This window comes from Mucilaginibacter gotjawali, assembly GCF_002355435.1.
Taxonomy (GTDB): Bacteria; Bacteroidota; Bacteroidia; order Sphingobacteriales; family Sphingobacteriaceae; genus Mucilaginibacter; species Mucilaginibacter gotjawali.
This window is the reverse complement of sequence record NZ_AP017313.1, coordinates 5686634-5701206: the sequence shown is the minus strand read 5'-3', so window position 1 is coordinate 5701206 and position 14573 is coordinate 5686634. Positions and strand designations below refer to the sequence as shown.

Below are 14573 nucleotides of genomic sequence, written 5' to 3'. Positions count from 1 at the left end.
GCCCGTTTTTGCAAGCTGTAACCAAAATTAAGGCTACAGGCTGTACAGTGGTTTTCTTAATGTTGTTTATAAGATGCAAAAAATAGAGTGATGGTTACATCATTTTTTGCTTTTTCGGTGAATTGCCGGGATTTGTCGGTAAACGATTGAAAAAAAGGGGCGGCCTGCAGAAACGTAAAAGATACGCTAATGCAGGCCGCTTTATACTGCAGATTATCCTGTCTATTCTTTTTTCAGTGCGCTATCGGTTTTAATGCTATCCTTTTTTGCGGTAACCAAAGTATCAACTTTGCATTGCAGGCCGTTGTCGGTCATCATAAAAGTCGAGGTATTGGGGTTATCCTTTTTGTTCGCCTGGTCGCAGTCATAAAGGTCAACATTCCTTAAATAATTGCGCATTCTATGGTCAATTACCACTTTTGAATTTAACGGAACCTTTAAAGTAAGCTCCACTTCTTCATCGTGCCATGAGATACCGGGCCTTTTACGCAGCGAGTAGTCAAATTTTAAAATGGAATCCTGCTGGGCAAACACATAACTGGTGCTGCGGGCGTTAAAAAGGGCATCCTCATAGTTACCACCCTTGGCACTGTATTTTTCTACCAGTTCCGGGTATTTTACATCGGCTTTTTCAATAGCGAGGCTCACGCTGTTGGGCTCGTTATGGAAATCATTGTATCGGTCGTCAATTACTACCATATTACGGAAATGGTCTTTAATATCCAGGCGCACACTGTCATCATGCGAAAAATATTTGATGTCATTCAGGTCTATATAGTAGGTGTTGCTTTTGGTCGTCTTTAAATTAATGGTTTGCGTGAAGGTTGCTTCTTCCCTGAAGTTGGATGAAATCTTAACCGCATAGTAAGCCAGCATCCCTAACGAGCAGAGCCAGATCACTAAAAAAACCGTCCCGGTTGATTTGCCGATGCTGCCTACATTAAATATACCTTTTAAAGTAATCAGTATAATGCTGAGCAGCGGGATAAATGCGGCAAAAAATGCACATAAATAAACATTGTCAGCGTGTTCGTTAGAGATAATAGTGAAAGGAAAAAAAGCGTGCGGGTTGCCGGCCTTAAATCCAAGGATAGCGATCAGCATAACAATGAGTGTAACGCAAAAGCCAAAGGCGGCTAAAAGTATCAAAACCCCAAGTATTTTTACAAACACCTTGCCGGCTCCGCCGATAAATTTACCAAGGTGATGAAAAAAATCGCCTGCAAAATCACGGGCCTTATAAACAAAGGGCCTTGCTTCGGTTCCAAAGTTTGACAGGTTTTGTTTCATAGAGCTGAGCTCGTCTTCGAAATTCTTTTTAAAGCCCTGCAGGTTTTGTTTTTCGCCTTTCATGGACATCCTGTCCGCACGGGTGATCGCTTTTGGTACTATTATCCATAATATAATATATAATATCAAACCGGTACCGGCAAAAGCGAAGGAAATGGCAAATGCCAGCCTTATCCAAACGGCATCAATATCAAAGTAGTTGGCTATGCCCGAGCAAACGCCTGCAACCAGGTGATCATCCGGGTCGCGGAAGAGCCTGCGGGTTTCCAAAGTGTAGCCATAGGAGCTAGATTCATGTTTTGCGTCTTCTTCTGCATTCTCAAAATCAGCAACGGAGCCCATTTGTTCAATCACCGAGTGCACATCCTGGTCAACTATCACCTGCCTGTTATCTTTAGCCAGAATTTCCGAAAACATTTCGGCAATCCTGTTTTCAATATCGGTGGTAATTTCAAGGCTGTCGGCCGAGTTAGAGAAATGACGTTTTACATCCGTCATATAGTTCTTTAAAATTTCGTAGGCATCTTCTTCTATGTGGAAAACTATGCCGTTTATATTGATGATAATTGTTTTATTCATGATGATTATTTCTTAGTTCATTGGTTCAATAGTTCATTTGTTGAGCTAAAAGCTTAACGACTAAAGCAAAGAGCTTTTATATTTTCGTTTATGTTACCGTTTTTACATTTTTGCTTTCACCTTTTCGCTTAAGGCTTTCACCTTCATTTTCTGTCCCCGATAGCTGTCTTTACGGCAAATGCTAATTCTTCCCATGTTTTATCTAATTGGTTCAGGACGTTCCGCCCTTCGTCTGACAGTACATAGTATTTGCGGGGTGGGCCGGATGTTGACTCAACCCAGTTATAGGTAAGCAGGCCATTGTTTTTTAAACGGGTTAACAAAGGGTATAGAGTACCCTCAACAACAAGCAGTTGGGCCTTTTTCAGCTCCGCGATAATATCCGAAGCGTAAGTCTCCCCCTTTGCTATAATGGAAAGTATGCAATACTCCAGTATTCCTTTCCGCATTTGGGTTTGTGTGTTTTCAACAATCATAACACAAAGATATATGTTTTAGATTGTATTATGCAATACATAGTACTATAATTTTTTATAAAGCCTCAAATAGTGTTAAAATTTTAACTTTTTTTAACTTTTTTAACATTTTATTTGTGTTTTTGATAAGCTAACACTACTTTTATAACTAATTAACTATTAACTGATCTTATTATTAACAAACATGAAAAAACTTCTACTAGTAAGTTTGTGTTTCCTGATGTTATGCATTACACAGGTATTTGCACAAAACCGTACAGTTACTGGTACGGTTACGGCCTCTGATGATGGTCAACCCATTCCGGGAGTAACAGTAAAATTAAAGGGGACCTCTATAGGTACCCAGACCAGCGTGGCAGGTAAGTATACACTGTCAGTTCCGGCAGGAGCAACGTTGGTATTCACATTCGTTGGGTACACCCCACTTGAATTACCGGTAGGTACAGCTGCTGTACTAAACGCTAAATTGGTGCCTGCTTCAAGGCAGCTGACTGAAGTTGTTGTTACTTCATTTGGTATCCAGCGTCAGGCCGCTTCTTTAGGTTACTCTACCACTAAAGTAACCGGCGCCGACATTAATACCGCAAAGCCTATCAGTGTTGCAAATGGTTTAACAGGTAAGGTTTCTGGTTTGCAGGTAAATACGGTTAATGCAGGTATATTTGCGCCAACCCGTATCACACTCCGTGGTAACAGGTCGTTACTGGGTAACAACCAACCACTGATCGTTGTTGACGGATCTATCTATTACAGTGACATCAGCACCCTGAACCCTGAAGACATCCAGTCAACTGACGTGCTGAAAGGCTCTTCAGCTTCTGCTGTTTACGGTTCTGATGCATCTAATGGTGTTATCGTTATCACCACCAAACATGGTGCAAGGGCAACCAGCGTAACGTTATCATCTACTGCTGATATCGAAACTGTTTCATACCTGCCGAAATTCCAAAACCAATTCGGTAGTAACGGTGGTGAGCTTTATGTAAATGATTTTAACGACCTTAGAACTTACATTCCTTACGAAAACCAGAGTTACGGTCCGTTATTTAACGGTAAAATGGTTCCCCTGGGTCGTCCGCTTCCTGATGGATCAGTTGAAATGGTACCTTATGCTGCGGTTAAGAACCAAAAAAGAGACTTTTTCAATACAGGTCTTACCACACACCAGAACTTTTCTTACGATTCAGGTGATGAGAACGGCAGCTTCCACATGTCTGCACAGGACATCAACAGCACCAGCGTAACACCGCATGATATTGGCCGCAGGGATATCTTCCGCATCGGCGGCGATAAAAAATACGGCATCTTCTCAGCTACGTATTCAGCTACTTACACTTATGTTAATAAAAATGTAACCAACAGCGGTGGTGTTTATGATGACTTGTTAGAGTCTCCTTTACACGTTCCTGTTGCTGACCTGAAAAATGTTGACAGCAAATACGGCAATCCTGACACCTATTATAATGACTATTATTATAGCCCTGGACAGATCATCGCTCAAACAAGATACCTTGATATTGAGAACCACATCAATGCCAACGTAGCATTAACCCTGAAACCTTGGAAATGGGTTAGCTTAACTTACCGTTCATCTTTAGAGAACATCCAGGCCAGGTCTGAAGTTAAAGATGCGGGCATCACCTACAGCGACTTTTCAAAATCAAACGATACTATTTATTATTCAAACTCACAAGGTACCGGTATAGTTAAGGCGGAAGATTCAGGTACAAAATATTCTGCCAATGATGCGCCGCCATCATATGGTTTAGATGATTTTAACAATTTGCTGTTCACTTCTGACTTCCTTGCAAGCTTTAATACCAAATTTGCGAAAGATTTCAGCTTTAATGGTACAGCAGGTATCGCTTACATCGAGAATAAGATCACCAATACACCTATCAATCAGGGAGCTTTGGTTACTTTGCCTTACAATACCCAAAACTTTTCCGGAACCCCTAGTGTAGGCGGGCAATATTCCTATGAAGCCCGTAAGATCGGTTATTTTGCGGAAGGTACTTTCGGGTACAAAGATTTTGCCTATGTACACGGTTCATTCAGGACTGACCTTGACTCAAGGTTATCAAAAGCTAACCACTACATCCCTTATTATGATATCGACGGATCACTTGTTTTAAGTGAAATGTTTAAAGGAATGACAGACAATGGTGTCTTGAATTTCGCTAAAGTACGTTATGCACACTCTTTAACTGGTAACGTTTCGCCGCTTGCCAATGGTTCTCAATACATAGCCTTCGGTGCTTACCGTACCGACCCTACTTTGGGCGCTGCATACGGTTTCCCTTATGCAAGCTCCGGTATAGCGGGTTACTCACTCAATACAACGATTGCTAACCCGAATATTAAACCTGAAAAAGTTACTGAAGATGAAGTTGGTTTAGACTTAGGTTTCTTAAACGACCGCATCAATCTGGCCGCTTCTTACTACCAGTCAAAAACTAAAGATGGTATCGTGTTTGCCAACGTTTCAGGCGCTTCAGGTTTCACTACAGCATTATTAAACGCTGCAAACACCAGCAACAAAGGTTTGGAACTTGATTTGAGCGGTACTGTTATTAAAACAGGAAACATTAACTGGAAAATAGGCGTTAACTGGACACACCAGTCAAGCAATGTTGAAAGTATAGTTTCTGGTGTTAACGCCCTGCCGATTGGCAACGCTGCATGGGCAGTGGTAGGTCATTCTTATCCTGAACTCGAAGGTTACGACTGGACCCGCGATCCTGCTAACGGCAAGGTAATTGTTGACCCTAACACAGGTTTACCAACCAGGGCAAGTAAATTAAGCATCCTTGGCCAATCAGTTCCTTCAGACCTGATAGGTTTCAGTACTACATTTAAATATAAGAGCTTCTCTTTCCAAATGACTGCTGACTATCGCGGTGGTTATGTTATCTACAACTCAAACCTGGGTACTACGCTTGACCATAGCGGTACCAGTATTACTTCAGCCATTGCAGGCCGTCAGCGTTTTGTGTTCCCCAATTCAGAGTACCTGGTTAACGGAGCTTATGTACCAAATACTAACGTGGAAGTACAGGATGGCAACTTTAACTTTTGGCCAACTTTATACCAAAGTATAGATGCTAACTATGTTACCAGTGCTGCTGCATGGAAACTACGTGAAGTTGCCTTATCTTATTCATTGCCGAAACAATTAATAAGCGACATAAAATTTGTGAAAGCTGTTACAATAACAGTTTCCGGACGTAATCTATTAATGTTCGTTCCATCAACTAATAAGTTTACTGACCCTGAATTTAGCAATGATACAGGTAACGGTGTAGGTACTACCTCATTAAACCAGTTGCCACCAACAAGGATATTCAGTACAACATTGTCTGTAACTTTATAAGATTAACAAAAATGAAAACAATAACGATATTTAAGCGAAAAGTAAACATTGCCCTGCTATCGGCAGCAGCAGTGTTAGCAGGAGTGGCTGGATGTAAGAAAGGTACATTTGATATAAATGGCACCAGCCCGAATGCACCTTCAAGTGTTCTTCCGAAATTTTCACTGTCTGCCAGTTTATCCGGTACAGCCAACCTGATGTATTCAGCAGTTGGTGGCGTTGGGGGCAACCAGGATATGATCAATAACTGGATGGGCTACTGGACACAAAGCGGGGCCTATACCCCAAGTAATACTTACGTGCTTTACCAGCTAACCAGCGGTACCGGTGCGGGTAACTGGGATATGGGGTTTAATAACCTGAGTAATTACCACCAGTTGATTAAAGCTTCATCAACAGATGCTACTCTGGTTAATTACAAAGCCATTGGTATGATTATGACCGCTTTTGTTTATCAGCGGATTGTTGATCTTTACAACAAAGCGCCTTATACCGGAGCATTAGTGCCAAACAGCACTTTCTCCTACAAATACGATGACGGTGCTACTATTTACAAGGCATGTATTGCAAAAATCGACTCGGCTGTGGCTGCCATCAAGGCAAACCCGGGAGCTGTTTCTCCGGGAAACTATGATATCATGTTCAAGGGAGATATGGGCATGTGGGTAAAATTCGGCAATACTTTAAAACTAAAAATGCTGATGCGCCAAACTGCCAGTTCTGCAAATGGCTCATTGGGCGATGCAGGTGTAAAATCGGCATTGTCGGGTTATACCGCTGATGACTTCTTAGGCGCTGGCGAAGACGCATCGATCAATCCAGGATATTCAAGCGCTGCTGACAATGCTGAAAATCCATTGTATATTGATGTGGTAAAAACTTCTACTGGTCAACCCGGATATAACGAGAAATATTTCAGGGCAAATAAATATGGTGTAGACTTTTACCATGCCCATAACGATTTGCGCGATACCATGTTTTACCTGCCGGCAGATGCCGATGGTATGATCCATGGACGGCTATACGGCAGTCAGAACGGTAACGAAGCAAACAGTGTGATCTCAGGCCTTACCGGTTTTGGTTTAAATGCATCCGCCAGCGAATCTTCGCCGATTATCCCGGCTTTCGAAAGCTTATTTTTGCTTGCCGAAGCACAGCAACGCGGGTATATTGCCGGATCGGCTGCCGATTCTTATAAGGCGGGTGTAGAAGAGTCTTTCCGCATATTAGGATCTGATAAAGCGACTGCTGACGCGTACATGGCACAAGCTGATCCGGTTGCTAATTTCGCATTGGCTTCTGATCCGATTAAAGCTATCATTACCCAGGAATGGGCTGCTTGCAATAGCCTTGACCCGCTTGAATCATACAGCAATTACAGAAGGTTGGGTATTCCTAGAATACCAGTTTCCGCGTATCCGGGTGTTACCGTTGATCATATTCCATACCGGTTCCCTTATCCTACCAGCGAATTGAGCTATAACAGCGCGAATGTACCTGATGGCGGCACCGGAACGGAAGCCTTGAATTCGAAGATATTTTGGATGCCATAATTTTGTAAATTTAAATTTTAAAGAAAATGAAAAAAATAATATTTATTTTAGTCTTGGCAGCGTTTTCGCTCTCTATATCCTCGTGCCTGAAGGATAAGCCAAATACGGATTTTTCCGGGATCGGAACGGTTATAGAATTACCCTGGTCGGGCCTTCAATATTTTAGCAGGGATGCAGTAACCACAGCTGGTGATACGGTTACGATGGCATTTGGCATTAACGTGGCTTCTGCCAAGCCCTTATCAACGGCAACTAATTATACAATTGCTGTTGATAATTCGTTGTTGACTGCTTATAATACAGCTAATACGGCCATTACATATCTGGAAATGCCAGCTGGTTCGTATAAGATCACAGACCTTAAAGGTAACGCAGCAAAGCTGTCAGGAACAATACCGGCCGGTGGTCGTTTGGATTCTGTTTTGGTGACTGTTTACAAGAACCAGCTTGATCCTTCAAAAAGCTACATGTTACCGATTAAATTGGTAAGCGCTTCAAATGGTGTTGTAAGTGGAAACTTTAACGCTCATTACTATCACTTTATCGGTAATGATTTTGCCGGAACTTATGAGCATTATTACACCAGGTGGGAAACTCCTGATAGTACAACGTCGCCTTCATCGAACAGGGTAGACCATGGGCAAGTAATTATGAGCCCGGTAAGCCCCACCGAATTGACAGTCAGTACCGATTACTATACTGGGCCTCGTTATGATATTACGTTTACGAAAACAGGTTCAGGGCCAACTGCGACATATTCCAACTGGAAAGTTCGATTTTTGCCGGATGATATCTCAAGCGGGCCTTGGGCTACCAATATAACAGTTGTAACAAGCCCTATGTTTGTGCCCAAAACACTTGTGTTTAATTCCGGTGTAGAATATACTTATGCACAATCATTGAAGTTGTTCAGGATTTATTTCCAAACAGCGTCACGTGCAATTATTGACGAATATGTTCATCAATAGTTTTTATTAATATGCATACAAAGGCCCCGATTTTTCGGGGCCTTTTTTTTTCGGTGCATGGTGCTTTCAAAGGCTGTGCTTACCCGTGAAATATCCTTTTTTGTCTTTCAGTTTTTATTTAAAATAAATTGTTTTGCTATTGTAATTTCTAGTATTTTTATACGTAATAACACTATAACCTTTCACGGGGGTACATAATTTTTCCGGAATATTTGTATTTTTATCTTAATTATTAATTTTATAGTATAATTTTTATTGTCATGAAGAAAACAACAATACTTTTTTTGCTGTCTGGTTTTGTTTTTAAAATCGCGGCTGCACAAACACTTACCATTAATGGCAGTGTTAAGGATGATATAGGAAACTACGTGCCTTTGGCTTATGTGCAGGATAAAGCTGACAATACCGCTACCCGCACAGATTCATTAGGCAAATTTAGCCTGAAGGCCAGTGCTAATGCAACGCTTTTAATTACTTCTGCAGGATACGAAAAAAAGGTTATTTCGGTAAATGGGAATAGCAACATTCTTGTTGTTTTAAAAAGTGAGAAAACTAACGCTGATGTTCAGGCCCAAACCCCTTCTGCTTTTAATAATTATACTGCATATAATGGTGTAGCCAATACTTTACTTTATAACACCAATGCTGCGGGTGCGTTTTTGCCTACTTTTCATCCGGTAGAGGAAACTAAAGGCAGCCGTTATCTTTTTACCGACTGGGTGAGTGGGTTTGTGGTTGACCAACAGGATTCTGTTTATAAAAATCCTAAGTACGGGTTCAATTATGATAAATTGAATGGTGGTTTATTGCTTACTACAGACAAACATGCAGCCATTGAAATTGATCCTTCAAAGATAAAATCTTTTACTTTGTATGATAATATGAGCCAGCCACAGGTTTATGTATATGTGCCTGAGATCAATAAAACACATTATCCAATGTTGTTGTCAGAAGGTAAGAATTATAAGATCTATAAACTTACCAGCACTAAGTTTGTTAAAAATGACTACCATACTGATGGTATGACTTCTGTGGGTAATAATTATGATGAGTATGTAGATACTTATACCTACTATGTTTACAACGTACAAACCAAACAGGTTCAGGAGCTTGCCCCAAAAAAGAAAGCTATAAAGACAGTGTTTGCAAGTGAAGGCAAAAAGGTCGACTCATTTTTCTCTGCCTATGATGGTTCTATAGATGACACCTACATCCGTAGTCTGGGTGATTTTATGAATCAATAATTATATCATGAGCCCGCCGTTTCTTTGAAGCCGCATGGTGCTCTGGTTGCAAAACACATAATAAATTACAAAAGCCGTTATTAGCCTGATAATAACGGCTTTTTATTTTTATTGGTGGCTTGCTAATTTAAAGTACATTCTATTTGATCAACTGGTACAACCTGCAATAAGCCGTGTGCTTATGACGTTCCATATTCGTATCATTATCGCGGATTGCGCTTTGGTTTGATCAGGAAATTATAACGTTTTATCATATACCCGTCAACAGTCAGTTCTATGAGAAAAATAAGCTTAACAATTATTGCCTGGTTTGCATTTCTTTCTTCGGTTTTTTCGCAGTCCGGCAGTGCTGATTCCAATCCTATACTTTATAGCAGCGGCGCGTCATCGTCAATCCTGCCTGTTTTTACTTATACAGAGGTTACCCATGGCAGCCAGTATCTTTTTGACGATTGGGTAAAGGGCGTATTGATCAGCACTGATGGCACGGTTTATAATGATCCATCTTACGGGTTTGCGTATAATAAGGTTGACGGTGCTTTGCTATTTACAAAAGACCGTAAATCAGCTATCCAGGTTGATGATTCAAAGATTAAATCGTTTACCCTATATGATAAACAGGATTATCCAGAGAACTTTATCCTTATGCCCATTATTGACCCGGCACATTTTGTACAGGTTATCGCGGATGGAAATAAGTACAAGATCTATAAACTGACCATAACTCATTTTGTAAAAAACAATTACCATAATGAGGGGATGACGTCAACCGGCAACAATTATGACGAATACGTGGACGACTATACGTACTTCGTTACTATGAATGGAGGGGCCCCGCAAAAGATGGGTTTAAAAAAGAAGTCCCTGCGGGAGGTTTTTAAAAATGAACTGGATAAACTAAATAGTTTTTTTACTACCAATGATGAGCCTATTAATGATATTTATTTGCGGAAACTTGGCGATTATTTGAATAAATAAAGTTTAAAAAGTATTGGCAGGAGCCCCGGGATTTTTGTCCCGGGGCTTTTTGTTTGGTAGCCGCGCTTGTTTTTAGAGTGTAATAATGTAGTTGGTATATACAATAACCCTGTTGGTGTAATAAATTATTTTTAACCGGTATTTATTGCGACCTTATTTTAAAGTTAAATCCTCTGACTTAAATAGAGGGAGCATTAAACTAAACTTACATTAAAATGAAAAAAGAAATGAAGCCACTTTCAAGAGCAGAAATGAAAAAGGTAACAGGCGGTGTTCTGATGAAATACATTTGGCATTGCCGGGATACCGCCACTTCGGACTATATGATTGCCGGAACTTGTGCATCGTCAGATCCATCGGCTTTTTGCGGGGAGTATTCCTGTTTAAATTCAGGAGTAGTCTGCACTGGTGGCGAATATTGCCCATAATTTCAATTTCAACAGATAAAGCAGGGCAGTGCGGGTTTTGCCTGCACTGTTCAACTGTGTCGTAGGCCTTCACTTCTTATCGACGCTGTTCCTCCCCGGCCCAACAAACAGCAGGCCCGCAAACACAATGGCGTCCTCAATAGCATGTGCTGCACCCTCTAGCCCGTCGCCCTTGCCAAAATGCATGGCTGCAGCTACTAAAAGGTTGATCAGCAGCAACAGGCATACAGGGCGGAATGCCAGCCCGATGATCAGTAAAAAACCTCCGAATGTTTCAACAGCGGCGCTCAATAGTCCCCAAACCACAGGCCAGAAATGAATGCCGACATATTTGGTTGAGCTGCCTAATTCGCCCCACATTTTTGGGCCACCTCCTAATTTGGGATACCCGTGATAGATAAACATAATACCCAAACCAACCCGGATAACCAGTAAACCAAAGTTTTTGTAATTGCCAAGACCGCTGAAAAGTGCCATGTATAGTGATTGGAGATTAGTTAATTAGTAAAAGACAACGTTGCTTCGTCGCTGTTTATTTGCAAATCTATTGTTTTTCCGAAAATAAGGCTGCAGTTATCAGGAATATGGCCGGCAGGGAAATCAAAACAAACGGGGTATTCATATTCCTTAACCACTTCCATTATAATTTCGGGAACGGTTTGCCCGAAAGGGATATCATTATCCTTTACATCAGTAAATCCGCCTACAACCAGGCCCGCAAGGTTTTTCAACTTGCCTGCCCGTTTTAAATTCCGCATCATCCGGTCGATGGAATATAAATACTCTCCAACGTCTTCAATAAACAGGATCTTTCCGGCGTAATCAGGGTCGGATACGGAGCCTGAAACTGCAATCAGCAACGATAAATTACCGCCAATTAAAATGCCAATGGATTTGCCGGGCCGGTTTAATGGATTGGATTTAAAACTGTAGCTAAGCGTTTCCCCAAATAAAGCCCGTTTTAGGGTTTCCAGCGAATGCGCCGAAGCATCGGGGATATTCACCGGCATTTGGCCGTGGATGGTTTGTGCGCCATAATTGGCATACAAGTGCGTATGCAAAACGGTGATGTCGCTAAAACCAACAAGCCATTTTGGATTTGCCGTAAAACGGCTGAAATCAACCTTGTCGATCATCCGGATTGTCCCGTAACCACCTCGTGCAGCAACAATGGCTTTGATACTGTCGTCGTCAATAAATCGCTGAAAATCGCTGGCACGCTGTTCATCGTCACCGGCAAACTGGTGGTATGACAGATTAAGCGTTTCCCCCATAATAACTTCCAATCCCCATGATTCCAACAACTTTATGGCATCCGTCATCGGCGCAGGCAGTTTTTTTGCCGGGCAGGCGATGGCAATCTTGTCGCCTTTTTTTAAGGGAGGGGGGATGAGTCCGGAAGTCCGGAAGTCCGAAAGTCCGGAAGAAGCTGCGGATGTTTGCATAGATCAATAATATAAAATCTTTCGGACTTTCTTTCTTAACTTTTTCTTTCCGACTTCCGGACTTTCGGACTTCCGGTCTAAAAAAGTATCTTTGCCTCAATAACGAGATTACATGTCCAATCTGAATAAATATAAACGTTTTACGGTTACATCGGCTCTGCCTTATGCCAATGGTCCGCTGCACATCGGCCACCTGGCGGGAGCTTACATCCCTGCCGATATTTTTGTACGCTACCTGCGCCTCAAGAAAAAGGATGTGGCATTTATTTGCGGATCTGATGAACATGGCGCAGCCATCACCATCAAAGCAAAAAAAGAAGGTACCACGCCCCAGGCCATTATTGATAAATACCATAACCAGATAAAAAATAGTTTTGAAGAGTTCGGGATCGCGTTTGATATGTATCACCGGACCTCGTCGCCCATCCATCACGATCTTTCGCAGGAGTTTTTTTTAAACCTGTACGAGAAAGATGAGTTTATTGAAAAGTTTTCGGAACAGTATTTTGATGAAGATTTTCAGCAGTTTTTGGCCGACCGCTATATCACAGGTACCTGCCCCAATTGTAAACACCCTAACGCTTACGGCGATCAGTGCGAGAACTGTGGTACATCCTTAAACCCAACCGACCTGATTAACCCGATATCAACCCTGAGCGGTAAACCGCCGGTATTGAAGCTGACCAAGCACTGGTTTTTGCCCTTGGATAAATACCAGCCATGGCTGGAAAAATGGATAGATACCAAGGAGGGCGAATGGAAGGTGAATGTATTCGGGCAATGCAAATCGTGGTTAAAATCAGGTTTACAACCCCGCTCCATGACCCGCGACCTGGACTGGGGCATTGATGTTCCGCTGGAAGAGGCTAAAGGAAAAAAATTATATGTGTGGATGGATGCGCCGATAGGTTATATTTCGGCTACCAAGCAATGGGCACTGGATAACGGCAAAGATTGGAAACTATACTGGAAAAAGCAGGAAAATGAAGCGGATGATACCTGCCTGCTGCATTTTATTGGTAAGGATAATATTGTATTCCATTGTATTATTTTTCCTTCAATCCTTCATGCGCACGGCGAATATGTTTTACCGCAGAATGTGCCGGCCAATGAGTTTTTGAATTTAGAGGGCGATAAGCTTTCAACCTCGCGCAACCATGCCGTATGGCTGCACGAATACCTGGAAGAATTCCCGGGCAGGCAGGACGAATTGCGTTACGTACTGACATCAATCCTCCCTGAAACCAGCGACAGCGAATTTACCTGGAAAGATTACCAGGCCCGGGTAAATAACGAATTGGTGGCCATTTTGGGCAATTATGTAAACCGCGTAATGATACTGATGCATAAGTTTTACGGCGGTAAAATTGAAAGCGAAAGCGGTAAAGTAGTTTTAACTGATAAACACCTGGCCACTGAAACCGGCAGGCTATATGACGAGTTAGAGGCAACCCTGGAGACCTATAAGTTCCGCCAGGCGCTGCAATCGGTAATGGAGATAGCCCGCCTGGGTAACCGTTACCTGACCGAGAACGAGCCCTGGAAAACCATCAAAACAAATCCGGACGGCGCAAAAGAAACATTACACAATAGTTTGATATTGATAGGCCATTTAGCTACCTGCCTGCAGCCATTTTTGCCAAATACGGTTAAAAAGATACTGGGCATGCTCAACCTGCCTTATAGCGCTATCGCATTTAATGAGGAGATCGCCTTTGAAAGCGGCCACCAGTTAAACCCGGCGGCATTGCTTTTTGAAAAGGTAGAGGATGATGTGATCGATTTCCAGATGCAAAAGCTGTTTGATAAAAAGGAAGCCAACGCCCCTAAACAACAGGCAACAGTGGCGCCTGCAAAGGAAAATATCAATTTTGAAAGCTTTGCAGCGATGGATATCCGCACTGGTACCATTTTAACAGCGGAAAAAGTAGCCAAAACAAAAAAGCTATTAAAATTAACCATTGATACCGGCATCGACCAGCGTACCATTGTATCCGGCATAGCAGAATATTTTGAGCCGGAAGCCATTATCGGGCAAAAAGTAAGCGTTTTGGTGAACCTGGAACCCCGTGAAATAAAGGGCATCCTGTCACAAGGTATGATCCTGATGGCCGAAAATGCCGAAGGTAAATTGAGTTTTGTTTTGCCTGGAGAGGATATGCATAATGGGTCTGTGATTAGGTAGCCAGGGCAGGCGCATTAAATAATTTTAAGCTTTTTGAGGTTGAATAGGGGAAAT

Annotated in this window: 11 protein-coding genes; 7 read left to right on the top strand and 4 right to left on the bottom strand. The window is 42.0% G+C overall.

The features are described from left to right. Nucleotides 1-222: 222 nt before the first annotated feature. Together MgSA37_RS25110 and MgSA37_RS25105 are read right to left on the bottom strand one after the other, a co-directional pair. Entirely contained in the window at nucleotides 223-1869 is a 1647-nt protein-coding gene (locus MgSA37_RS25110; RefSeq protein ID WP_096356163.1) for a PspC domain-containing protein, read from the bottom strand. A gap of 143 nt (nucleotides 1870-2012) precedes the next feature. Next, nucleotides 2013-2345, bottom strand: a complete 333-nt coding sequence (locus tag MgSA37_RS25105; protein ID WP_096356161.1) for a PadR family transcriptional regulator — start codon at nucleotides 2343-2345, stop codon at nucleotides 2013-2015. Between the two features lie 184 nt (nucleotides 2346-2529). Between MgSA37_RS25105 and MgSA37_RS25100 the strand changes: the two genes are divergently transcribed. From MgSA37_RS25100 to MgSA37_RS28430, 6 genes are all read left to right on the top strand, one after another. Further along, complete coding sequence (locus MgSA37_RS25100) at nucleotides 2530-5718, top strand: SusC/RagA family TonB-linked outer membrane protein (protein WP_096356159.1); 3189 nt, start codon at nucleotides 2530-2532, stop codon at nucleotides 5716-5718. Nucleotides 5719-5729: 11 nt separating this feature from the next. Then, nucleotides 5730-7271: a SusD/RagB family nutrient-binding outer membrane lipoprotein gene (locus tag MgSA37_RS25095; RefSeq protein ID WP_096356157.1), complete on the top strand. Its 1542-nt coding sequence runs from the start codon at nucleotides 5730-5732 to the stop codon at nucleotides 7269-7271. 26 nt (nucleotides 7272-7297) lie between these two features. After that, nucleotides 7298-8239 (top strand): DUF1735 domain-containing protein, encoded by a 942-nt coding sequence (locus MgSA37_RS25090; protein ID WP_096356155.1) that lies wholly within the window; start codon nucleotides 7298-7300, stop codon nucleotides 8237-8239. Between the two features lie 260 nt (nucleotides 8240-8499). Further along, entirely contained in the window at nucleotides 8500-9483 is a 984-nt protein-coding gene (locus MgSA37_RS25085) for a carboxypeptidase-like regulatory domain-containing protein (protein WP_096356153.1), read from the top strand. Between the two features lie 276 nt (nucleotides 9484-9759). Beyond that, complete coding sequence (locus MgSA37_RS25080) at nucleotides 9760-10461, top strand: hypothetical protein (protein ID WP_096356151.1); 702 nt, start codon at nucleotides 9760-9762, stop codon at nucleotides 10459-10461. A 215-nt stretch (nucleotides 10462-10676) separates the two neighbouring features. Continuing rightward, entirely contained in the window at nucleotides 10677-10889 is a 213-nt protein-coding gene (locus MgSA37_RS28430; protein ID WP_157750732.1) for a hypothetical protein, read from the top strand. A 69-nt stretch (nucleotides 10890-10958) separates the two neighbouring features. Here MgSA37_RS28430 and MgSA37_RS25075 read toward each other — a convergent pair whose 3' ends face one another. Continuing rightward, nucleotides 10959-11366 (bottom strand): DoxX family protein, encoded by a 408-nt coding sequence (locus tag MgSA37_RS25075; protein ID WP_096356149.1) that lies wholly within the window; start codon nucleotides 11364-11366, stop codon nucleotides 10959-10961. A 20-nt stretch (nucleotides 11367-11386) separates the two neighbouring features. Beyond that, nucleotides 11387-12334, bottom strand: coding sequence for a S66 peptidase family protein (locus MgSA37_RS25070; protein ID WP_096356147.1), 948 nt, complete (start codon nucleotides 12332-12334; stop codon nucleotides 11387-11389). Between the two features lie 112 nt (nucleotides 12335-12446). Here MgSA37_RS25070 and metG point away from each other — a divergent pair, with 112 nt between their 5' ends. Then, nucleotides 12447-14519 (top strand): methionine--tRNA ligase, encoded by a 2073-nt coding sequence (metG, locus tag MgSA37_RS25065; RefSeq protein ID WP_096356145.1) that lies wholly within the window; start codon nucleotides 12447-12449, stop codon nucleotides 14517-14519. The last annotated feature ends 54 nt before the right edge of the window (nucleotides 14520-14573 follow it).

Bases quoted from the DNA above. Each gene is read 5' to 3' on its own strand.
- MgSA37_RS25090 (WP_096356155.1), top strand. From the start codon at position 7,298: ATGAAAAAAATAATATTTATTTTAGTCTTGGCAGCGTTTTCGCTCTCT.
- MgSA37_RS25110 (WP_096356163.1), bottom strand. From the start codon at position 1,869: ATGAATAAAACAATTATCATCAATATAAACGGCATAGTTTTCCACATA.
- MgSA37_RS25105 (WP_096356161.1), bottom strand. From the start codon at position 2,345: ATGATTGTTGAAAACACACAAACCCAAATGCGGAAAGGAATACTGGAG.
- metG (WP_096356145.1), top strand. From the start codon at position 12,447: ATGTCCAATCTGAATAAATATAAACGTTTTACGGTTACATCGGCTCTG.
- MgSA37_RS25100 (WP_096356159.1), top strand. From the start codon at position 2,530: ATGAAAAAACTTCTACTAGTAAGTTTGTGTTTCCTGATGTTATGCATT.
- MgSA37_RS25080 (WP_096356151.1), top strand. From the start codon at position 9,760: ATGAGAAAAATAAGCTTAACAATTATTGCCTGGTTTGCATTTCTTTCT.
- MgSA37_RS25070 (WP_096356147.1), bottom strand. From the start codon at position 12,334: ATGCAAACATCCGCAGCTTCTTCCGGACTTTCGGACTTCCGGACTTCC.
- MgSA37_RS25075 (WP_096356149.1), bottom strand. From the start codon at position 11,366: ATGGCACTTTTCAGCGGTCTTGGCAATTACAAAAACTTTGGTTTACTG.
- MgSA37_RS25085 (WP_096356153.1), top strand. From the start codon at position 8,500: ATGAAGAAAACAACAATACTTTTTTTGCTGTCTGGTTTTGTTTTTAAA.
- MgSA37_RS25095 (WP_096356157.1), top strand. From the start codon at position 5,730: ATGAAAACAATAACGATATTTAAGCGAAAAGTAAACATTGCCCTGCTA.
- MgSA37_RS28430 (WP_157750732.1), top strand. From the start codon at position 10,677: ATGAAAAAAGAAATGAAGCCACTTTCAAGAGCAGAAATGAAAAAGGTA.